15 protein-coding genes are annotated in these 20,755 nt (G+C 69.5%); 6 read left to right on the top strand and 9 right to left on the bottom strand.

What is annotated here, in order from left to right:
• Window positions 1-249: 249 nt before the first annotated feature.
• From AB4Z47_RS16590 to AB4Z47_RS16575, 4 genes are all read right to left on the bottom strand, one after another.
• Complete coding sequence (locus tag AB4Z47_RS16590) at window positions 250-3,243, bottom strand: TraG/VirB4 family ATPase (RefSeq protein WP_441951734.1); 2,994 nt, start codon at window positions 3,241-3,243, stop codon at window positions 250-252.
• Window positions 3,240-5,120 (bottom strand): hypothetical protein, encoded by a 1,881-nt coding sequence (locus tag AB4Z47_RS16585; RefSeq protein WP_441951733.1) that lies wholly within the window; start codon window positions 5,118-5,120, stop codon window positions 3,240-3,242. Before AB4Z47_RS16585 ends, AB4Z47_RS16590 begins: the two co-directional genes overlap by 4 nt.
• Window positions 5,121-5,122: 2 nt before the next feature.
• Window positions 5,123-5,410, bottom strand: a complete 288-nt coding sequence (locus AB4Z47_RS16580) for a pilin (protein WP_441951790.1) — start codon at window positions 5,408-5,410, stop codon at window positions 5,123-5,125.
• A gap of 107 nt (window positions 5,411-5,517) precedes the next feature.
• Window positions 5,518-6,444, bottom strand: coding sequence for a hypothetical protein (locus AB4Z47_RS16575; protein WP_441951731.1), 927 nt, complete (start codon window positions 6,442-6,444; stop codon window positions 5,518-5,520).
• Window positions 6,445-6,921: 477 nt separating this feature from the next.
• On the opposite strand from AB4Z47_RS16575, the gene AB4Z47_RS16570 reads away from it, so the two are divergent.
• From AB4Z47_RS16570 to AB4Z47_RS16545, 6 genes are all read left to right on the top strand, one after another.
• A complete protein-coding gene (locus AB4Z47_RS16570; protein WP_441951729.1) occupies window positions 6,922-7,614 on the top strand; it encodes a hypothetical protein in 693 nt (230 codons plus the stop codon).
• 86 nt (window positions 7,615-7,700) lie between these two features.
• Window positions 7,701-8,789: a TRM11 family SAM-dependent methyltransferase gene (locus tag AB4Z47_RS16565; protein ID WP_441951728.1), complete on the top strand. Its 1,089-nt coding sequence runs from the start codon at window positions 7,701-7,703 to the stop codon at window positions 8,787-8,789.
• Window positions 8,786-11,305: a type IV secretory system conjugative DNA transfer family protein gene (locus tag AB4Z47_RS16560; RefSeq protein WP_441951726.1), complete on the top strand. Its 2,520-nt coding sequence runs from the start codon at window positions 8,786-8,788 to the stop codon at window positions 11,303-11,305. Before AB4Z47_RS16565 ends, AB4Z47_RS16560 begins: the two co-directional genes overlap by 4 nt.
• Window positions 11,306-11,385: 80 nt before the next feature.
• Window positions 11,386-12,405, top strand: a complete 1,020-nt coding sequence (locus AB4Z47_RS16555; RefSeq protein WP_441951724.1) for a replication-relaxation family protein — start codon at window positions 11,386-11,388, stop codon at window positions 12,403-12,405.
• Between the two features lie 7 nt (window positions 12,406-12,412).
• Window positions 12,413-13,432, top strand: coding sequence for a C40 family peptidase (locus tag AB4Z47_RS16550; RefSeq protein WP_441951723.1), 1,020 nt, complete (start codon window positions 12,413-12,415; stop codon window positions 13,430-13,432).
• Window positions 13,433-13,559: 127 nt separating this feature from the next.
• A complete protein-coding gene (locus tag AB4Z47_RS16545; RefSeq protein WP_441951722.1) occupies window positions 13,560-15,035 on the top strand; it encodes a cutinase family protein in 1,476 nt (491 codons plus the stop codon).
• A gap of 90 nt (window positions 15,036-15,125) precedes the next feature.
• Here the strand turns inward: AB4Z47_RS16545 and AB4Z47_RS16540 are convergent, their stop codons facing one another.
• The 5 genes from AB4Z47_RS16540 to AB4Z47_RS16520 all read right to left on the bottom strand — a co-directional run bounded on the left by AB4Z47_RS16540 (window position 15,126) and on the right by AB4Z47_RS16520 (window position 20,720).
• Window positions 15,126-15,560 carry a hypothetical protein gene (locus tag AB4Z47_RS16540; RefSeq protein ID WP_441951721.1) on the bottom strand — a complete coding sequence of 145 codons (435 nt, stop codon included), beginning with the start codon at window positions 15,558-15,560 and terminating at the stop codon, window positions 15,126-15,128.
• Window positions 15,561-15,736: 176 nt separating this feature from the next.
• The gene (locus tag AB4Z47_RS16535) at window positions 15,737-17,083 is read right to left on the bottom strand and encodes a hypothetical protein (protein WP_441951719.1); all 1,347 of its coding nucleotides are present in this window, start codon (window positions 17,081-17,083) and stop codon (window positions 15,737-15,739) included.
• Between the two features lie 115 nt (window positions 17,084-17,198).
• The gene (locus tag AB4Z47_RS16530; protein ID WP_441951718.1) at window positions 17,199-18,044 is read right to left on the bottom strand and encodes a hypothetical protein; all 846 of its coding nucleotides are present in this window, start codon (window positions 18,042-18,044) and stop codon (window positions 17,199-17,201) included.
• Window positions 18,045-18,375: 331 nt separating this feature from the next.
• Entirely contained in the window at window positions 18,376-18,882 is a 507-nt protein-coding gene (locus AB4Z47_RS16525) for a hypothetical protein (protein WP_441951716.1), read from the bottom strand.
• Window positions 18,883-19,016: 134 nt separating this feature from the next.
• Entirely contained in the window at window positions 19,017-20,720 is a 1,704-nt protein-coding gene (locus AB4Z47_RS16520) for a VWA domain-containing protein (RefSeq protein WP_441951715.1), read from the bottom strand.
• Between the last annotated feature and the right edge of the window lie 35 nt (window positions 20,721-20,755).

The raw sequence follows: 20,755 nt of genomic DNA, 5'->3' as shown, positions 1-20,755 counted from the left end.
GGTCGGGCATCGTGGGGAACCGGCCGCGCCGTGAAATGGCGGCAGGCGCACGTTCCGGGCGGCGCGACCGGTGTTCCGGTTCGGGCGTCGGGTGTGGGTGCAGCCCACCATCGGGGGTACGGAATCCGGTTCCCGCGATAGGCGACTGCGCCGCGCCTGGGCGACCGGGGGGAATTCTCGTGCGGCAGCGCACAGGGGCGGGGGTCGAGGTTTGTGCCCGGCACCGCGACGGTGGCGAATCCGGGGGCATCATGCCGCCCGACCGTCGAGGACTATCTCTTGCCCGCCGTCGGCATCGTTGTCGTTGTCGCCGACGTCTGCGGTAGCGGTCCCAGCGTCGCCGGGGTCGGTGAGTGGAGGCAGCGATGGCAGCGGTTCGATGTCGATATCGGTACCGCCGTCATCGCCTATGGTGGCGAGTTCGCTGGGGTCGGTGGTGATCAGAGCGTCTTCCGTGAGTGAGGCCAGCGATCCGAAGACGGCGCGGTCGGTGCCCCCGACGGCGAGCAGACCGCTGCCCCGGGCAGCCGACAGCAAGAACTGTCGTTCACCGTCGGACAGTTTGAACGCGGCGGCGACCTCGTCGATGGCCTGAGGTGCCTGACGTAGCAGGATCTGTGTCGCGGCGTTGGACACGATCGCGCGCCCCAGTTCGGTGGAGAGCACGTCTGCGCTGTCCTGGGTGGCGACGGTGAGCCCGGCCCAGTGTTTGCGGAAACTCTTCGCGGCCCGGAACAGGAATTGCGCTGCGGCAGGTTGGCGCATGAGCAGCCAGGCTTCGTCCACGGTGACCATCCGCGGCCACCGGTTCGCCGGGTTGGACACACGCCGCCATGTCGCGTCCAGCACCAGCAGGGTGCCGATCGCCTTCAACTCCTCCGGTAGTTCTCGCAGGGAGAACACCACCAGCCCACCCTCGGGGTCGGTGGTGGTCGGTCCGTCCAACAGCCCGGCATAGGCTCCGCCGCCGACGAAGGGATGCAATCCGGCCGCCAGCTCTTCGGCGGCAGGGGTGGCGAGCCTGTCCAGTTGGTCACGTAATCGGCTCAGGGTCGGGGCGGGCCGCGTCCAGGTGGCGGGGTCGTCGGTGATACCGGCGGCGGTGTAGGTAGCCGACAGGGCGGTGTCTAGGGCCGCCCGTTGTGCGGGTGTCTGCTCGCCGAGTAGGACCTGGATGAGGCCGTGCAGGAACAGTTTCCGGCGTGTCAGGGCATCGGCGGGGGCGCTGCGGCGGCCGTCGGGGCGGGTGTGGATTTCCAGGTCGAACGGGTTGAGTCGCTCGCCCGGGGCGCCGAGGCGGATGTGGGTGCCGCCGACCGCCTCGGCCAGGCGGCGGTATTCGTCTTCGGGGTCGATGACCACTTGCTCGATACCGCGATACAGCGAGCGCAGGATCTCGGTCTTGACCAGATACGACTTCCCCGCCCCGCTACGGCCGAGGACCACCATGTTGTGGTTGTGGGCGTCGGGGGCGAACCGGTCCACGAACAACAACCCCGACGCGGCGTCACGGCCGTAGAGCACCCCCTCGGGGCGGGCGGCCCGGACCGGATCGGCTACCGGCAGTTGTGGGGAGTCGAACGGGAACGCCGCCGCGAGCGCGGTGGTGTCGAAGGTGCGCCGCACCCGGATCAAATCCAACCCGAGAGGCAGCGTTGTGGCCCAGCCCTGCGCGGCGCGATAGGCCAGGGTGCAGGTGTCCACGAGCAGGCTCGCGGCCAGCGCCCGCACGGCGGCGACCTCATCGGCCAGCTCGGCTTCGGTGTCGGCGTGCACTGTGAGGTACACCCCCACCCGGAACAGTCGCGCCTGCGAGCGCGCGACGCGCGCCGACAACTCGGCGGCGTCTTCGACGGCGACGTCGATCTGCGGGTCGGAGGGTCGGCCTCGGCTCGCGTCGTGCATTCGGGAGGATTCCAGTCGCGCGAGTTGGCGGCGTAGCCGGGTGGCGGCGGTGACCGGGTCGACGGGGTCGATGTGGACGGCGACCTCGACCCGTCCGGGATGGGTCAGCAGTGGTGCGAGCCAGCCCGCCGTCACCTCGCGCGGATATCCGGTGACCGCGAGGGTCGCCGCCCAGTCGCCACCGATCTCGAGGTGGCGGGTGCCGATCGTCAGCGATTCCGGTGCGAACCCCGCCTCGCCGTCGGGCGTGAACGGGTCGTCGGGGAAGGAGTCGGGATCGGTGTCGGTGTATGCGGCGGTGGTGATGATGATGGCGTCGCGGGGTGCGACATCAGCGGCGGACGACACGAGTCCCTCGGGATTGCAGCAGGCGGTCAGGACGGCGGTGGCTTGCATGTCATCGAGGGCGGTGACCGTCACTCCCAACGGGGCGAGTAGGTCGGCGGCTTCGTTCATGCGACGCAGCAGCCGTGACTCGGCGGCCCGGCGCGCGGCGGCCGACAGGCTCCGCCGAGCACGGCCGCGCCCACGCAGCTTGAGCAGCCGCATGCCCGGCGAGGTCGCGGCGGTGGGATTGTCGAGGGGCTCGCGCCACACCAGCAGTACCTGGCGGTGGGTCAGGTTCTCCCCGGCGGCCAGTTCGGCGAGGTGCGCGGCGTGGTCGTGGGCGGCGGCGGCCAGGTGCGGGGACATGTCTTGGGTGGCGGTGTGCAGGCTGGTGAGGTGAGTGGTGAGGTCCAGGCGTGCCGAGCGCAGGAGGATCTGGACGGGTTGGCGCAGGGTGTGGAGCCAGCCGGTGAGTTGTCCGACGAGGCTGTCTTGTTCGGCCGGGGTGCGTAGGGCGAGGTTGAGGGTGCCAGCGACCGCGACGACGGCGAGCCCGTCGGCCCCGAGGTCGATGACCCCGACACCGCCGCCGCCCGGTGTGACCGACGCCGGTAACCGCAACTCCTCGGGCGATAACGCCGCGGGAACCGGCGGGCGTGGCCGGGCTCGTGTAGCCCGGTCGGTGATCCACCTCGGCGCCGCCGCGATCATGGTGCCCTCGGAGGCGGTGACCAGGTGACGCGAACGAAACCGGTGGCGGATCGCGGCTAACAACAGCAGGTCGGCGGGGAGCCCGTCGCGGCGGGTGAGGATCGCGACGGTGACCACGGCGGCGATCGGTGCGGCGGCGGCCAGGAACACCAGCGGCGCGACCACGGCCCGGGTTGCGATCCACACCGAGTACAGCGCCAGTGCGGTGGTGGCGAGGATGGCGAGTTGTCGGGCGGTGAACGGTCCGATCAACCGGTCACTGCGTTCGACATCGGCGGGTATACGCACGATCGTCGTCATAGAGGCTTTCCTCCTCGGGGAGCTCGGCGCGCACGGCGACGCACCGGGAGATCGGGCAACGGCAGATGCAGTTGCCGTCCCGGCGACGGTGTCGGCGCGGGTGGTGGTTGGGGTGGTGTGGACGGTGGTGGGGCGGGCCGGATGCGGGTCACCGGGATGGGCAGCGGGTACTGGCCGCTACGCAGCGGCCGGATCCGGTCGTAGGGATCCGATGGTGCGGGCGTCTCGAAGTCGAACGCGAGCTGTTGGGGTCGGCGGCCTCGCGGCGCGGTGGCGCGCGCTGGTGGTCGTAGGGGTTCGGCCGCTGCGGTGGGCCGGACCCTGCTCACCGGGATCGGCAGCGAGTACTGGCCGCCGCGCCCGGGACGGATCCCCCGGTAGGGGTCCGGCGGATCGAAGTCGAAGGCAAGTTGCCTGCCGCGCGGCATACGGCCCGGTGTGGTCTTTGGGGCGGTAGTGGATTGTCCGGCTGCTGGGGAAGGTTGCCGCCGGACTCGACGCACACCTTCCAAGGGCAGCATCAGCTGCCCGTCGCGGGTGGCGCGCACCCGCGCGTACGGGTCGCGTGGCCCGGCCGCGACGGCACGTCGCCCACGAGGCCGTGGCTGGGCGGGCGTGACCGAACCGCCACCGCCGCGCCCGCGACCGGTGTTGCCGCCTTTGAGTAGGCCGAAGGTTTTGTAGACGACGTAGCTGCGCACGACCGAGCCGACGAGGGTGCGGCCGTGCCCGATCCGCAATACCGACAGCAGCCAGAACGGGGTCTTGATCAACACACCCATCAATGCGAGCGCGACGATCAGATCAACGATCCCGTTCGCGGTGGGGCCGAAGAAGTTCCATCCCCCCGGGGTGAGGAACACCCGCAGCACCGTCACCAGTACCAGTGACTGCACCACCTGGATCGCCAGGCACGCGGCGAACGATCGCCACCACCAGCGCGCCACCATCTCGAGGCCGGGCAGGGCGTGACACATCAACGCCAGCGGGGCCGCCACGATCAGGATGACGGTGACCGCGACGCGCACCACATAGGAGACCAGCAGCACGACCAGCATCACCACCAGTGCGACCAGCAGCAGGATCGTGAAGGTCCCCTGCGCCGTGCCGCCGGTCGCCGCGAGCTGGGTCAACGCGGCGGCGGCGGAGTCGGAGTCGACACCGTCACCGGCGAGGGATTGGGCGAGGGCGTTGGCGAACCCGATCGCCGCGGTCGCGATCACCATGCTCATCGCGGCAGTGATGAACCCGACCACCAGCCGTGCCGTCAGCTCGCGCCACGACCACCGCGTCTGCAGGGTTTCGCGCACCATCAGCAGCACCCCGGCCGCGGTCACCACCAGCCCATACAGCGCGAGCACCAACTGCCACGACTGCGTCCACAACACACCGACCTGCGGCAGATCACCGGGTTCGGGGGTAGTGAGCAGGGTGTGCGACACCAATTCGAGCAGCGGGTTGAGCGCGGAGTCGACCAGACGCTGGAAGAACCCGTCGATCGCTTTCGCGACGCAGCCGGAGATGTTGCTCACCCCGCACTCGCCAGCCCCCGGCCCCGGTGAGCCCGGGGTGGGGATATTCGAGTCGGGAACGCCCGGGGTGGGTGAGGCCGGGCTGGTGGTGGGTGGGGGCGTGATCCAGCGCGACGGAGGCACCGCCGAGGTCGGAGCCGGTGTCGTGGGTGTGGGTGTCGCCGGAGCCGAGGGCACCGGCACGGGCGGCGTCGGTGGTGGTTGCGCGGCGGCACTCATCACACCGGTGAGGGTGATCAGCACCGCCGCGAGCACCACCGCCACTGTGGCCACAGTGGCCCGGAGGGTGCGCTGTGCCCGCCGCAGCGAAGCGAGGGTGGGCCGGGCGGGACTCGGGGTGCTCACCGTCAGGCCCCCACGATCGATTGCAGGACCGCGACGATCAGCGGCGCCAGCATCGCCAGCGCGTATCCCAGGCAGGCCGCGCGGAAGGCGCTCTTGGCCTTCTCCATCTCGGCCGGATCACCCGCCCCGATCACATAGCGGGCTCCGGCGACGGTCAGGCAGACCGTCGCCAGGGCGGCGAGGATGCCGATCAGCCAGTTGCGCAGGTTGGTGAGCACCTGATCCAGCGACGACGCGATCGCCAGCACGTCCCCCGGTGGTGTGGCCGCCGCCGAACCGGCCGCCAGCATCAGCACGATCGCTACTGTGCAAGCGGTCGCGAGGATCGTCGACCATCGCCGGACACGCCCGCGCCGCGCGGGGCTGGTGAGTGTTGTATCGGTGTCGGGGAGTCGAGTCACGCGCATGCGCGCACCTGCTCGTGCCCGGTGGTCGAGTGTGCCGGTGCAGGCGAGTGCTGTCCTGGCTGACGAACTCGGGTTTGCGACGGCCCGGTGCCCTCGGCGAGTGAGAGCGCGTTCATGGCGTGGGCTTCGACGATGGTGGTGCGACCGGTATCGAGGGCGCGTTCGGTGAGCCAGGTCACGAGTCGGGATTCGGCGCGTCGGCGTTGTTTGCGCAGCTTCCACAGCGACTGCCCGCGTTCGGCGGCCAGCGAGGTCAGCGTGCGATATTCCCATCGTGAGACCGCGATCAACTCCGCCGCCTCGGTGGTGATCACTGCGGCGGCTACGGCTTCGGCGAGCACGGTCTCGGGATGGCCCGGCCCGGTCACCATCAGCAGCCTCTTATGGTCCATCGGGCCTAGATCACGGTCGAGGTCGGCGACCGACGCCACGACCGGCAACTGCCGCCGCACCGCTGTGATCGCGGCGCGGTAAGCCGCCCACCGCAGCCGATGCCACACCCCCGGCCGATCCAGCTCGACGCATCCGAGATGGGTGAGGAACCCGGTCAGTACCTCGGACTCGAAGTCGTCGCGATGATCGCTGCCCGGCGCGGCGAACAAACCGGCCATCCCCGCCAGCATCGGCACCGCCAGAGCGGCGCACACCAGCGTCGCATCGTGGCCGTGTGCGCGTGATCGCTCGATCAGCCACACCCAGATCGCGTCGACCACAGCGATCGGCACACCGCGATCCCACAGCCGCTCGCGTAACCCGTCCCACGACTCGACCTCGCCATCCGACAGCCCCGGTGCCGGTCGCGGATCGACGGGCACAGGCTGCCCAGCGATCGGGCCGAACGTCGAGAACACCACCTCCAGCGGCGAGCGCGCATTACCGCGCGGTCCCGAGGAATTCACGAACTCCGAATTCGTCACCATCAACTCCCTACTCGGTGGAAACAACAAAGATTCCGACCTCGCAAGGACACCGCACACCCATATCCAAAACACATCCAAAACACACCCAAACAACACCCGAACCGCATCTGAAACATATCCGAGCCACATCCAAACGGATGTAGCAATCATCAAGCATCCACGGCCCAGCGCCGGTCAGACGCCCAGGGATAGCGCAGACCATCAGGGTGGATATGCACACGGATATGGTTCGGGTGCGTTTCGGATATCACGCCCAATCGCCATCGGCAAACCCTCCAGAAAAATCTGAAAAAATATTTGATCCAACCCCGGTTCGATATCGGCACTTCTGTGCCAGACGGACGGTCCTCGGACTACCGATTCCACCCGAAAAAAATTCTTCAAATAAATTTTGGTGGGCGATGTCCCGAATAAGCGTTTTCGGCGGAAGTAGACGAGTACACATCGTTCTCCCACCGTCAGGAGCGCCCTCGTATGACCGCGAAAACTCCGCAGCGTCCATCCCGGTCCGCCACCAGCCCCACCTTGCCCGCGACGGGCACGGCGGCGATTCCCTCGACCCTGTGGGCCGCCGGGAGCGACCCCCTCGATCCCGACGACCGCTGGCCCGAACCGATCCTGTCTCGCGCGGTGCGCGAGTTCTCCGTACCGGGCGGGCGGGTGGAGTTGATCGGCTGGCCCGCCCCCACCACCCGAGGCGGTCTACACGTGGCCGAACCCGACACGGCGGCGGCGCTGGCGACGGTGGCGGCCCTGGGCCGCGACCCCAACCCCGACCCCGGTGCGGATGAGGCGGTGGATCTGGTCGTGGTGAGTCTGCTCGCCGATCACCTCGACCCGGTGGCCGCCGCCGACCGAGTCGCCGGGCTCGCGGTGGCGCGGATGGCGACGGGCGCACTGTTGGTCGTGCTCGGTCGCTGCCGCCACAGCGACGACGGGGTGCTGATCGATCCAGCCGGTGCGGTCGTGGCCGCCGCCCAGGCCGCCGATCTGCTCTACCTCCAGCACATCATCGCCGTCCCCGTCACCGGCACCACCATCACCGCCACACCGCCCGCCGAGGCACCCGACTCGGGCGCCGATCGGGGGCCGGTCGCGCACACCGTCGCGCACACCGACGTGTTCGCGTTCCTGTTGCCGCGCTGCGAGGAGGCCCTCCCGCAGTGACACCTCCCGCCATCCCCGTGCCCCCGCCACCGGCGTCGGGGGCACACCGAGCCGCCACCGACCAACCGATCTCGCGAAGGACCCCGATGACTCTCGACTCCACCACCCCCGACACCACGAACCCCGGAACCGTCGACCCCGGAACCGTCGACCCCGGGACCGTCGACCCCGGCGGTGTCGACCCCGGCGCTGTCGACTCCGGAGCCGCGACCGAGACCGGTCCCGCCGTGGTGCCGGTGTCGGTGTGGGCGACGGCCCAGAACGCGCCCACGGTGCAGCGGCGGGGCCGCTATCACCCCGACAGTGTCAAGCATCCCGCGAAGATGTTCCCGGCGATCGTGCAACACGCCGTCGCGGCCTACACCCGTCCCGGTGACCTCGTGCTGGATCCGATGTGCGGGATCGGCACCACCCTCGTCGAAGCCCTCCACACCGGCCGCCGCGCCGTAGGGGTCGAATACGAGGCGCAGTGGGCCGAGCTGGCGCGCGCCAACATCGGGCTCGCCCGCGACGCGGGTATCGATCTCGACGCCGCCGTCTACACCGGTGACGCCCGCAAACTCCCCACCCTGCTCCCGGAGGAGCTGCGGGGCCGGGTGGATCTGGTGATCACCTCCCCGCCCTACGGCGACTCCACCCACGGCCATGTCCGCGTCCGCGCCGGACAGGGCGTGCACAAATCCAACCACCGCTACGGTGCGGTCCTCGACCGCGGCAACCTCGCCAACGTCGGTCTCGGGCGACTGCTCTCGGGGTTCACCCGCATCCTGTCCGGCGCCGCCGAATACCTCGCCCCCGGCGGGCATGTGGTGATCACCGCCCGGCCGTGGCGTCAACACGCCGAACTGGTCAACCTGCCCGCGCACCTGATCACCTGCGGCACCCTGGCCGGGCTGGTCCCGGTCGAGCGCTGCGTCGCGCTGCTGGGGCGACTCGCTGACGGGGATCTCGTCGCCCGCAGCAGCTTCTTCCAGCGCGACTTCATCGTCAAACAGCGCGCCGCCGGACTGCCCATGCACCTGATCGCGCACGAAGACGTGGTCATCCTCCGCAAACCGCAGAACTGCTCAAGTTCATTGAAACTGAAGCATTCTCAGCGCGAACCCAAGTGCGGACCTGCCCCGTTCTGGGGTACGAGCACGACCGCTGGCGAGTCCGGGGCGGTGGCCGCGTGAACACCATCGTCGCGAGCCCTGAGCAGGGGTGGCTGGGCCGGTTCATTCTCACACCTGGCGCGGTACTGCGTGCGCTCGCCGACACCATCGAGCACACCGTGTTCTCGCCTGCCGGGATCGCAGCGTTGCTGGGGGTGGCCGGGGTGCTCGCCGCGGCGCGAGCACTCGTGCGGGTGCGCCGCCGCCGGCTGGGTGTGCGTGCTCGCCAGGTCACCGTGCTCACCCCGCCCGAGGTCGACGCGAAAGGCGCGCTCGCGTTCTGGTCGCACCTGATCGGGCAACTACGCCCCGCTTGGGCGCGAGTTCTGCTCGGGCAACCACACCTCGGATTCGAATACACCGTCACCCCCGAAGAAGGGGCCGCGATCCGGCTGTGGGTCCCCGGTGCCATTCCGCCCGGGTTGATCGAACGCGCGGTCGCCTCCGCGTGGCCCGGCGCGCACACCGACACCAGCAAGACCACCCGACCACCGCTGCCGGACTCCACGGACGGCACTCGGCGGGTCATGGCGGGCGGTGAGTTGCGGTTGGGCCGCCGCGAAGGGTTGCCGTTGCGCACCGACTACAGCGGTGATCTCGTGCGGGACCTGATCACCGCCGCCGACGACCTCGCACCAGGGCAGGCCGCGTGCGTGCAGATCCTGGCCCGTCCGGTCACCGGCCGCCGCGTCGCCCACGCCACCCGCACCGCCGGGGCGGCCGGAGCAAGCACCGGGTTCGTGGTCGCGCTGCTGCGCGATGTGTTGAACCTGATCACCCCAGGACCCCTCACCCGGTCCCCGCGCACCGGTGGCGCGACGGCCGAGCGGGCCGGGAACCGGCAGACCGCGATGGAGTACACCGCCGCCGCACGAGCAGCGGCCACCAAGGCACGCGGCCCGCACTGGGAAACCGTCGTGCGCTACGCGGTCTCGATCCCGGTCTCCGACGACCGAGACCGGGCCGAGGCGCGGGCGGTCGCACGAGGACGGGCGGACGCTTTGGCGACAGTGTTCGGGGCCTGCACCGACCACAACTACTACCGGCGACACCGCCGGATCCGGCTCGCGCTACTGATGGCCGAGCGGCGGCTCGGGCACGGGGACGTGCTCTCGGTCCCGGAACTTGCCTCGATCGCGCACCTGCCCACCGACGACGGGCTACCCGGGCTGCAACGCGCCGGGGCCCGCGCGCTGTCCCCGGCACCGCAGATCCCCACCAGTGGCCCGCACACGAAACCTCTCGGTGTCGCCGATACCGGAGCTCGCCGCCCGGTCGCGGTCAAGGTCTCCGACGCCCGCCATCACCTGCACATCCTCGGCCCCACCGGCGTCGGCAAGTCCACGCTGCTGGCGCGGATGATTCTCGATGACGCCGAGGCGGGGCGCGGGACGATCGTGGTCGATCCGAAAGGCGACCTCGTCACCGACGTGCTCTCGCGGTTGCCGCGCCGTCTCGGTGACCGGGTGGTGTTGTTCGACGCCGACTCCTCGGCTCCGCCGCCGTGTGTGAACCCCCTCGATATCGGTCGGATCGGGCGGGCGGGTCTGGATTTGGCGGTGGACAACCTCGTCACCGTGTTCCACCGGATCTTCTCCCAATGGTGGGGGCCGCGCACCGACGACATCATGCGCGCGAGCCTGCTCACCCTGTGCGCCCAACCCGGGACTCCCACCCTCGCCGACCTGCCTCGCCTGCTCACCGAACCCGCCTTCCGCAACCGCGTCACCCGCACCACACCCGACCCGGTCCTGCGCGGATTCTGGGACAGCTACGAACAACTCACCGACACCGGCCGCGCTCAACTGATCGGCCCGCTACTCAACAAGTTGCGGGCGTTCCTGCTGCGGCCGTTCGTACGAGCTGCTGTCGCGGGCGGACCCTCCACCGTCGAATTCGCCGACATCCTCGACCACGGCGGGATCTGCCTGGCCCGGTTGCCGAAAGGATCGCTCGGCGAGGAGACCAGCCGCCTGGTCGGCTCGCTGCTCGTCGCGCGCACCTGGCAGGCCGTCACCGCCCGCGCCCGCATCCCCGCCGCCGACCGCCCCGACGCGAGTTTGGTGCTGGACGAGGCACAGAACTTCCTGAACCTGTCCACCCCGGTCGAGGACATGCTCGCCGAAGCCCGCGGGCTACGCCTGTCACTGCTGCTGGCGCATCAGAACCTCGGCCAGCTCTCCCGCGAGCTGCGCGACGGCATCTCCGCCAACGCCCGCAACAAGATCATCTTCGCCGTCTCGCCCGACGACGCGCGTGATCTGGCCCGCCACACCAGCCCGTGGCTGTCCGAGCACGACCTGACCCACCTCGACGCCTTCCACGCCGCCGCCCGGCTGCTGGTCGACGGACAGAACGCCCGACCGTTCACCCTCACCACCCGGCCCTTGCCCGCGCCGACTCCCGGTCGTGCCCGCGAGATCGCCGCCGCCGCCCGCGCCCACCTCACCACCACCCCGGCCAGCCCCGCACCCGGCCACAAAAAAGCCGGTCCCAGCGGCGCGGCACCCGCCGGACGCGACCCCCGGCTGCCCTAAAGGGGGCACACCCCCACCCAACCCGGGGACGAGGACGCCGTTTCCCGCGTCCTCGTCCCTGAGAAAGGCTCCCCACGCTGATGATCGCCCACCCCGATCGGCAAGCCGATCTCCGCGCACCACGCCCCGACCGGCCCCGCTCGAGTGACACCGTCGAACTCGTGGCGCGGCTGACCGAGCGTGACCGCTGGATCCTGCGGATGCTGCACGAGCACCGCGTCCTGACCACCAACCACCTCGCCGAACTGGCCTTCCCCACCCCCAAGATCGCCCTGCGCCGCCTGGCCCGCCTCCAGGACTACCGCGTCCTGGATCGGTTCCGGCCGTTACGCACCCGAGGCAGCGCCCCCTTCCACTGGGTCCTGGCCCCCGCCGGAGCCACCGTCCTCGCCGCCGAAGCCGGGACCAGTGTGCGCGAACTCGGCTACAGCCATCAACGCACCCTCGCCGTCGCCCACAGCCTGCACCTGACCCACACCCTCGGCGTCAACGAATGGTTCACCACCCTCACCAGCCACTACCGCCACCACTACCGAGAAGACGGCGGCGGGCGAGTCACAGCATGGTGGTCCCAGACCCGCTGTCAGCGGCTGTGGGGCGACCTCGCCCGCCCCGACGCCTTCGGCCGCTACACCCACACCGGGGTGGTGTTGGATTTCTTCCTCGAATACGACCTCGCCAGCACCGCCCTGCCCCGCGTCGCCGCCAAACTCAACGGCTACAGCGAACTAGCACGCACCACCGGCCTCATCACCCCCGTCCTGTTCTGGGTACCAACCGCGTTGCGCGAAACCAACGTGCGCGACACGATGCGCCAGAGCTGGGAGCGGCTGCCCGACCCCGAGACGGTGCCGGTCGCCACCGCCGCCGCCGAACTCCTCACCCCCTTCGACCACCCATGTCCCGCCGACCGAGTGTGGCTCCCCCTCGACACCACCAGCACAAACCGTCTGCGCCTGCACGAACTGGCCGACGTGTGGCCACACCGCACCCCACCCAACCCAGAACTCGACACCGAGCAGAGCGCGGCCACCCTCGGCGGACAGATCATGCTCGCGCCACCACCGCCACTACGCCCGCCCACACTCGAGTACTGGTGAACAGCCCATGCTGGCCAAGGCACTCGGCGCGGGCAGCGCGGCAATCGTGTTCTGCATCGTCGTCATCGCCGCCGTCGTCACCACCGTCATCATCTACGACCAGCCACTACTCGCCCCCGGCCCCGCCTCGTCAGCGGGGACAGGAAGTGCACCGAGCCCGCTTGCGCGAGAAGACATTCCACCCGAGTTGCTGGTGCTCTACCAGCAGGCCGCGAGTGATTGCCCCGGCCTGGACTGGTCGGTGCTCGCCGCGATCGGCAAGATCGAAACCGACCACGGCCGCTCACCCCTACCCGGCGTGCGCTCCGGGGAGAACTCCGCTGGTGCTGGGGGCCTGATGCAGTTCCTGGAACCGACCTTCCAGGCCGTGGTGGCCCGGCACCCTTTGCCTGCGGGTGGGGCGAGCCCGCCCTCGCGCTACAACCCGAGTGACGCCATCCACGCCGCCGCCCACTACCTGTGCGACTCCGGCGCACCCGCTGATCTGCGCGCGGCGATCTTCGCCTACAACCACGCCGACTCCTACGTCGACCAAGTCCTCGACCAAGCCGCCCGCTACCGCACCACCACCGGATCCGGCAGCGGCGACTGCCACACCCTCGCCGCCGCGAGTCCCACTGCCGCGCAGGCGATCTCCTTCGCGTGCACTCAGCTCGGGGTCGCCTACGTGTGGGGCGGCAACGGCCCCGCCGTCAACGGCGGCTGGGACTGCTCCGGGCTCACCCAAGCCGCCTACCGAGCCGCCGGAATCACCCTGCCCCGCACCACCTACGACCAAATCCACACCGGCGCGCGCATCCCCGAAAACCAGCTCGCCCCAGGTGATCTCGTGTTCTACGGCACCACCGACAACAACGTGCACCACGTCGGGCTCTACCTCGGTGCCGGAAGGATGCTGCACGCACCAACATTCAACGAGCCAGTACAAATCTCGGATTATCGCTGGCGCGGCGACGACTACTACGCCGCTACTCGCCCCGCCGCTATTCCCCCTGCGGCACACGCTGATTCCCAAGCCGAACCGTAGCGCGAGGCCACGACCCGCTGTTCCGCGAATATCCGAACCATACCCGACCTTTTTCGAAAACGTCTCGGCGACCACGAATCCCGGCGCCGCGACACCGACTCCGACCCGGACAGGAGATCGCATCACCATGCGCACCCGCCACCACACCCACCGGCTCGCCCGCACCCGCCGCTTCGCTCATGCGGTGCTGTGCGCCACCGTCGCCACCGCTACCGTCGTCGGGGCCGGTGTCGCCGCCGCAGACCCGGCACCGGCCCCGACCGCCGCGAACTGCCCGCGCTGGACCGCGCTGCTGGTACCGGGCACGTGGGAGACCACCTCGGCCGCCGATCCGGCGCAGCCGGTCGGGATGCTGGCTCCGGTCGCCCAGGGCCTGGCCGCCCGCTACGGCAGCGCCATCGACGTCCGAACCCTGCCCTACACCGCCGACGCCGCCCCCTACACCACCTCGCAAACCGCAGGCGCACAAGCACTCACGGCCACCTTGGCGCGATTGTGCTCGGGCACGCGGGTGGTGCTCGCCGGCTACTCCCAAGGCGCCGATATCGTCGGTGACCTCGCCACCGCGATCGGCAACAACCGCGGCCCGATACCCGCCGCCCGAGTCGTCGCGGTCGGACTCGTCTCCGACCCGCGCCGCGACCCGGCCACCACCCAACTCGGCAATCCGGTGTCCGGCCAGGGCATCGCCGGTCTGCGCTCGCAGGGCTTCGGTGATCTCACCGACCGTGTCCGCAGCCTCTGCGCGGAGGGTGACCTCTACTGCTCGACCTCACCCCAGGCATACCCCGCCCTCGCCGCGGTCGGCCGCGCCGTCACTACCACCCCTGACCCGGCTCCGGCCGATCCCACCCCCGTCCTGGTCCCGGGCTCGACGTCGGCGGCGGTACCCAGCACGGGTACGGCCGGGACAGCACCGGCCACGACCCCGGCCTCGATCGGAGGACTGGACCCCTCCCAAGTGCTCGCGCAGGTGGTCACCGTGCTGGGTGGGCTGTCCGGGTTCGCCGCGAACGTGCCCGCCATCATCAATGACCTCGCCCAACTGCCCGCGCTCGTCGCCACCGGCGACGTCCCCGGCTTGCATCGGGTCGCCGGGGACCTGAACCTCCAGTTCAACCCCCTCGTTCGCATGGTCGCCGGTATCGATCTGCATCTCGTGGCCCGCGCGCTGATGTTGGCCGCACCGTTGGACCCCTCCGGCTGGGTCGGGGTGGCCGCCCAGATCGTCGGGGTCCTCGCGAACCTCGACATCGGACGGATCGCCACCGACATCGGCCAAGCACAAGAAATCGCCTGGAACGCCCTACAGAAACTCGCCGCAGGTGACCCCCTCGCCGCCCTGCTCACGCTGTCAGGAGTCGTCCCCGTCGCCACCGACATCCTCGCGGCCACCGCCTCCGCGTTCACCGGAACCCAATTCGGCTCGCTCGCCCAGACCTACACCGCCACCACCAGTCCCGCCACCAGCACCGCGCTGGGCGATCTGGCCCGCCAAGGCAGCGACGCAGCCCGCTTCACCGCCACCGGGGTCCACTCCAACGGCTACACCACCACCGCATTGCTGGACTGGCTCGAACACGCCATCGACCACACGACATAACCCACACACAACTGATAGACCGACGACGAAACGGCCGGTGAGGCCGAGCTTTCGCTCGGCCCCACCGGCCGTTTCAGGGGCGCAGGCGGGCTAGTAGTTCATCGGGTCGCGGCGGGGATGTGCATGCGGGTCCGGGTCTGGGGCGTGGTCGACGCGCAGCCGCCACGTCGGCACCAGCCCTGCCGGGTCGTCGGGGGCGGGGTCGGGGCAGGTGGTGGTGACGGCGCGGGCCGCGCTGGCGGGGTCGGTGTAGGTGATACCGGCCAGCGGCCCCGTGGTGATCCGCACGGCGGCGATCCCAGGGTGGTAGTCGGCGTCGGTGCGCTGGTTGCGGTACACGGCGAACACCGGAACCCACGATGCCGGAACACCGGGTCCGGCGGGTTCAGCGGAAGTGGTGAATTGGCGGGTGGCCTCGGCGGTGACCGCCAACCACATCTCGAGACTGTCAGCGGCGTGGCGCGACGACGCGAACACATCATGCAACGCCGCCGCGACGACGGCCGGAGTGGAAGTGTTGATCATGACCGGTAAAGCCTTTCCATGAAATGACAAACGAGTCCGACGCGATGACCGGTTGCGGTACCCGGGACAGGCGGTGGCGAGATCGGTTGCCGCAGTGTCGGTGTGAGGGTTTGCGATGCCGCGTGGCTGTGGCCGAGTTGCTTCGGTGTCGTTCGCGGTTTCGTCTGTTGTGGAATTCATCGTTGATCGGTTTTGGGGGCCAGGGCTACCGTCCAGCGGTTCGGGCCTATGAGATCGATGGCTTTGGCCGTGATGGCGTCGATGTGCTCGCTGAGCGGGTTGCTGGGGTGTCGGGCCCATTCGAGGGTTCGCCGCTCGGCTTGTTCGGCGTTGCTGGCGTCGATAGCCACCACGACAACTCGGTCGCGGTCGGGGCAGCCCGGGTCGTGGCTGAGCCGTTCGACATTCCAGCTCTGCGACGGTGTCTCGGGCAGACCGAGCGGGGACCGACCCTGCGGTGCGCCGGTCGGCGGTTCATCGGGTGTTATCAACTCTGACAAGGGGATTCGCGGCGGCGTTGGCGATGGATTCATGATCGCGTTGGCGGCGGCCGACGGGTTGTCGAAGACACGGCCGTCGGGCAGCAGCAGTCCTTCGGCGGTGATCACAGCCGAGAGGCTGGAATCGGGCATTGTCAGGGTCTGGCCGGGCTTGAGTTGTCCGGTGTCGATCAGTTCGCGGATGGTTACCCGTCGGGTGCGCGGGAACGGGAACGGGTCGTCGAAGTCGTGGTCGAGCTGCCATGACGGTGCGCACGTCGTGCAGATGGTGCCGTTGTCATGGCCACACACGGTCGACGCCACGATCCGCAGACGTACATCGCGGGTGGCCTGCACTCGTTCTCCGGTATCGAAGTAGGTGAACGACTCGTCCAGGTGAGCGATCAACACCCGGCCGTCGTGTTCGTTGTTTCCCGCGACCGTTGCACCGACGGACCCGACGGCATCGGTGGGGGCGGTTGGGGTGTCTGGTACGTGGTGCTCGATCACGTCATCGCCTGCGGTGAACCGGTACACGACTCCGCTGGTGATGCCGTTGTCGTAACCGTCGAGCTCATCAATCTCGACCGCGACACGGTGACCGTCCTGGGTTATCAGCTCGGCCGACAGCGTCGCGTCCGGCCCGGTGACCGCTTGCGCGCGTTGCCACGCAACCGCATACTCGGCGAGGGTGCCACACACCACCTCGCCGTTGTCCCGGTACGTGTAGCGCGGACCCAAGCTTCGGATAGCGGCGGCCACAATGTCGCCGATCTTTTCCATACTCGCCGCGTCAAGCTTGCATGCCTGGTATGCCGCAGCGATTTCCGGGTGACGCTGGCAGAGCGTGTCGAGGATAACCTCACGCATCAGATGCTCGCTGGCCACCGACCCGCCCGGCTCTTGGAGGAACACACGTTTGAAATCTTCGAGCTGATCCAAGAATTCGAGTGTGTATCCGAGTTCGGAAGTGCTCTTACTGTCGGCGTATTTGGTCAACTCGGCGCGCGCCTGCTCGTCGGGCGAGTGGCTGGAATTGGTCATTGAAAGTCTCCTGTCATCGGTGGATCGGTCGATGCGATTCGATGGAGGTGGGAATGTGCGCGGAACACGTGGCATCGGTCGTTTCAGCTCCCGATGCCACGCGCGTGTCGCTCGGTTACGTTGCGGCGAAGCGGAATTTCTTCGGCGCGGCCGATGTTTGTGTGGCGAGACCGGTTTCGGTGAGCTTGACCAGTGCGTTGTGCACGGCCCCGCTCGATCGGGTGATCGCTTTGCCGATCTGGTGGGGGCTGAATTCGGTGTCCGGGTGATCGCGCAGGAAGTCCTCCACCTGTCCCCGCAGCGCACCCGGAGCCAGCCGCTCCGGTGACTCCTGTTGCACCACTGCCACATCGGGACCGGGGGCCGGGGTATCGGGGGCAGGATCGGCGGGTTCGTCGCCCGTGGGGGCAGATACGGCCGATTCCGGCCGTCCCGTGTCCGGCCCGGGGTCGGCAGGTGCGGTGCCGCTGTCGGGCTGTGCCGTCGCGCCGGATTGCGAAGACACCGAAGCGATCACGGGTTCGCTCGCCTCAACGGCAACGGCAACGGCAACGGCAACGGGTTCGGTCGGCTCAACGGCAACCGGTTCCGTCCCGGCGGGTTCGGCGGGTTCGGCGGGTTCGGCGGGTGCGATGGCGGTGGCCTGTTCGGCGGTGGTCCAGGTTTTAGCCGAGCGGGGGGAGTTGGGGTCGCGGTGGGAGTGGGCGGTCCCGGCGGTTTCCCAGCCCGACAGGATGCGTCGCGTGGTGGAACCGCCGATCCCGGCCGCACCGGCCAGCTCGTCGGCGGTGAATCCGGGATTGTTGCCCAACGCCGCCCACAGCGCTTTGTCGGTGTCGGTGCGCAGCACGGGCACACCGGCAACCGGTTCCCCGCCCCGGGCGGCGGCGGTAGTGGTCGGGTCGGTGGTGTCCGGTGTCGGGCGGGTGGTGGTGTTTTTGTTTTTCTTTCGTGTGGACATGACAGGTCCCTCCATGAATTACGGGATTTCGGTGGATGTTTCGGTCATGTCCCGGCCGGGACGGAAACCACGCCGTATCGGGTAAATCCCCCCGGGGGGGTCGGCGTCGTTCCCATCACTATGGACGCTCGATACCCGTGCCGATGTCAAGCGGATCGTGAAAAGAATGATCCACACCCGAATTCCTCTCGTCCGTCGCCGGAATTCGAATACTGCGAGAGGAATTCGACTCTTCCGCATTTCCTAGCGAGGCAATGGCGATCAAGGGTGGCCCGTCGAGACGAGGCCACCACCGCGTGGAGCGCGGTGGTGGTGGTGAAGCGGGTTGTGGTCAGTCGTGGCCGGTTATGAGGTCGGCGGTGGTGAGGTCGGTGTGCAGGTCGTGCAGTTCGTCGAGGTCGGCGTCGAGTTCGCGGGCGTCGAATTCGGCTGGGTCGTCGCCGAGGTCGGGCAGGTGCCCGTGGCGCAGGGTGGTGGCCAGGGCCGCGAGCCGGTGGGCGAGTGCCTCGGCCCGGTCGGCCAGTTGGTGATGCCGCCGCTCGAGGAGGTCGGCCGCGTGGGCGCGTTGGGCCGCGAGTAGTTCGCGCATCTGCTGGTGCCATTGCTCGCTGGCGCCGTCGGCGGGCAGCAGATGCCACGGACGAGTCAGAACACGCGCACCTTCCGGTGTTCGCACGCAGCACTGGAGGGTGCCGTGGTATCGGTACACATCGGTGACCGTGCCTCGTAGGTCGGGCCGATCGGCGGGTGTGACCTCGTCACCTACCCGGATCGGGCAGTCGACACTGGGCACTGTTGGGGTGGTTGCGGGAGCGGTTGTCGTGTCGTCGTTTGTCATTGTGGGTTCCTTCCGGGATTGTGTGGGTTGTCGAAAATGCTTGCGGGAATAGGAGATTCAGCGGGTACAGGAATCGGTCGGGCCTGCCGTGGCGCGGGGTTCGCTGCCCCCGCGCCACGGGGGCGGGGTCGGGGTTATGCGGTGCGTACGGCGGTCACGGCGGCGCGGGCGATGGCGGTGGCGGTGGCGGCGGGGTTGGTGAGTTCGTGCACGGTCGCGCCGGTCAGCGGTTTGGACCATGACTCGTCCGGGGCCAGCCACAGCACCGCGCACCCGTTGGCGCGCAACCGATCCAGTCGTTTCTGTGCGGCGGCGCGGGGCGCGTCCCGGAAGCAGCCGTCGGAGATGATGACCAGCAGGCGGGTGTTCTGCGGCCGGGAGAGTCCGAGCGCACCGTCGAGGGCGTCGATGGCGGTATCGATGGCCTCGTACAGGGCGGTGGCGGCGAAGTCGGTCACCTTCGCCGGGGCGGTGCCCGGGTAGGTGACCGGCAGTACCTCCTTGCCGAAGGTGAGTGTGGCTGTTTCGGCTGGCATCACGGCGAGTTTCGCGGCGGTGGCGATGATCCAGGCGGCCGAGGCCACCTCGGCGGTGTAGTCGTCCATCGACCCGGACACGTCGCAGGCGATCCCGATCCGCAGTGGTGGCACGGGAACGGGTTTGCGGGTGGTGCGGGTGAACGGTTGCGCGGTCGGGACCGCCCCGGCGGCACGCTGGGCTTCCCGCGCCAGCACGCCACGCATCCGCAACCGGCCCGGCGGCAGCGCGGAGGTGGTCTTGGTGACCGCCCGCTCGCGCTGGCTGGCGGTATTCAGCGCGCGGGCCAGCACCCGCGCGGCAGCGCGTTCATTGTCGCGAGGCACACGAGTGGTGCGCCCAGTACTCCGGCCGGTGCGGGGACGTTTGCCGAACACGTTCGCCGCTGTCGTGTCGGCGCGGTCGGTGTGGCGGGCCTCCTCCCGCGCGGCCCGGTCGGCGACGTCGGCCGGATCGGGTGGGAGCCGGTGCGAGGCAACATTTTTCGCGACGTTTCCGAGTGCGCCGGTGACAGCTTCGCCCAATGGGGAGCCTGGTTGGGGGGTGGTGTGGGGTTCGGGGCCGACGATCTCGGCCCAGCGCCGCCCGAGCTCAATCATGCCGGTGGTGTTGGTGTCAGACAGGCGGTGCGCGATGCGCCACAGCGTCCGCAACTGCCGCAGCGTGTCACGGCCGAGCACGGCCTCGATCGCGGTGGTGGCGGGTGCGCATTCGTCGGTGTCGAGTACGCCTGCATCGATGCGGGCCAGCATGAGCGCGGCGGCGTGGGCGGCAGAGTAGCGGGTGGGCGCGAGCGTGGCGGTGGCCAGCTCGCCGCCGGTGTCGGCGAAGACCAGCTCGCGGGTACTCGCGCGCAGCCAGTGCCGGTCGGTCGGGCGGCGACGCAGGTGGGCGGCCTCGATACGGGACTCCTCCAAAAGCATTGCCGCCCCTGCGGTCTCCGGGTGCGCGGTCGGCGGTGGACTCCAGCGGGTGTGGGTGGCGTGGGCGCATTCGTGGGTGAGCGCACCCCAGGTAGGGGCGTAGCGGTTGCGGTCGGCGGGCCGCCACGGACGGGCGGTGGCAGGATCGATCCCCAGGTTCGCGCCCTCGATCGCGATGAGGGACACGTCCGGAACGAACATCGCGAGATTCCCGTCGGCCGCGCCGGGGGCGATGACCACGGTGAGGTCGTCGCGGTCGGCGATCGCGGGAGTTTCGGCGGTCATCGCATCGGACAGGGTCTCCCACCCGGTGCGGGCGGGCGGCGCGGCGGTCGCGGCGGCGGTGGGAGTGGTGATCACGTGCGGGGCGGCGGTCATGGCGGGGGGTGTCCTATCTGGCGATAGTGGTGCGG

Origin of the sequence: Nocardia sp. 2TAF39 (assembly GCF_052114905.1) — a bacterium.
GTDB lineage: Bacteria > Actinomycetota > Actinomycetes > Mycobacteriales > Mycobacteriaceae > Nocardia.
This window is presented reverse-complemented; position numbering and strand designations above follow the sequence as displayed.

Coding starts and splice junctions, on each gene's coding strand:
- AB4Z47_RS16565 (WP_441951728.1), top strand. CDS start 7,701: ATGACTCTCGACTCCACCACCCCCGACACCACGAACCCCGGAACCGTC.
- AB4Z47_RS16590 (WP_441951734.1), bottom strand. CDS start 3,243: ATGACGACGATCGTGCGTATACCCGCCGATGTCGAACGCAGTGACCGG.
- AB4Z47_RS16520 (WP_441951715.1), bottom strand. CDS start 20,720: ATGACCGCCGCCCCGCACGTGATCACCACTCCCACCGCCGCCGCGACC.
- AB4Z47_RS16545 (WP_441951722.1), top strand. CDS start 13,560: ATGCGCACCCGCCACCACACCCACCGGCTCGCCCGCACCCGCCGCTTC.
- AB4Z47_RS16540 (WP_441951721.1), bottom strand. CDS start 15,560: ATGATCAACACTTCCACTCCGGCCGTCGTCGCGGCGGCGTTGCATGAT.
- AB4Z47_RS16535 (WP_441951719.1), bottom strand. CDS start 17,083: ATGACCAATTCCAGCCACTCGCCCGACGAGCAGGCGCGCGCCGAGTTG.
- AB4Z47_RS16525 (WP_441951716.1), bottom strand. CDS start 18,882: ATGACAAACGACGACACGACAACCGCTCCCGCAACCACCCCAACAGTG.
- AB4Z47_RS16555 (WP_441951724.1), top strand. CDS start 11,386: ATGATCGCCCACCCCGATCGGCAAGCCGATCTCCGCGCACCACGCCCC.
- AB4Z47_RS16580 (WP_441951790.1), bottom strand. CDS start 5,410: ATGCTGGCGGCCGGTTCGGCGGCGGCCACACCACCGGGGGACGTGCTG.
- AB4Z47_RS16550 (WP_441951723.1), top strand. CDS start 12,413: ATGCTGGCCAAGGCACTCGGCGCGGGCAGCGCGGCAATCGTGTTCTGC.
- AB4Z47_RS16530 (WP_441951718.1), bottom strand. CDS start 18,044: ATGTCCACACGAAAGAAAAACAAAAACACCACCACCCGCCCGACACCG.
- AB4Z47_RS16570 (WP_441951729.1), top strand. CDS start 6,922: ATGACCGCGAAAACTCCGCAGCGTCCATCCCGGTCCGCCACCAGCCCC.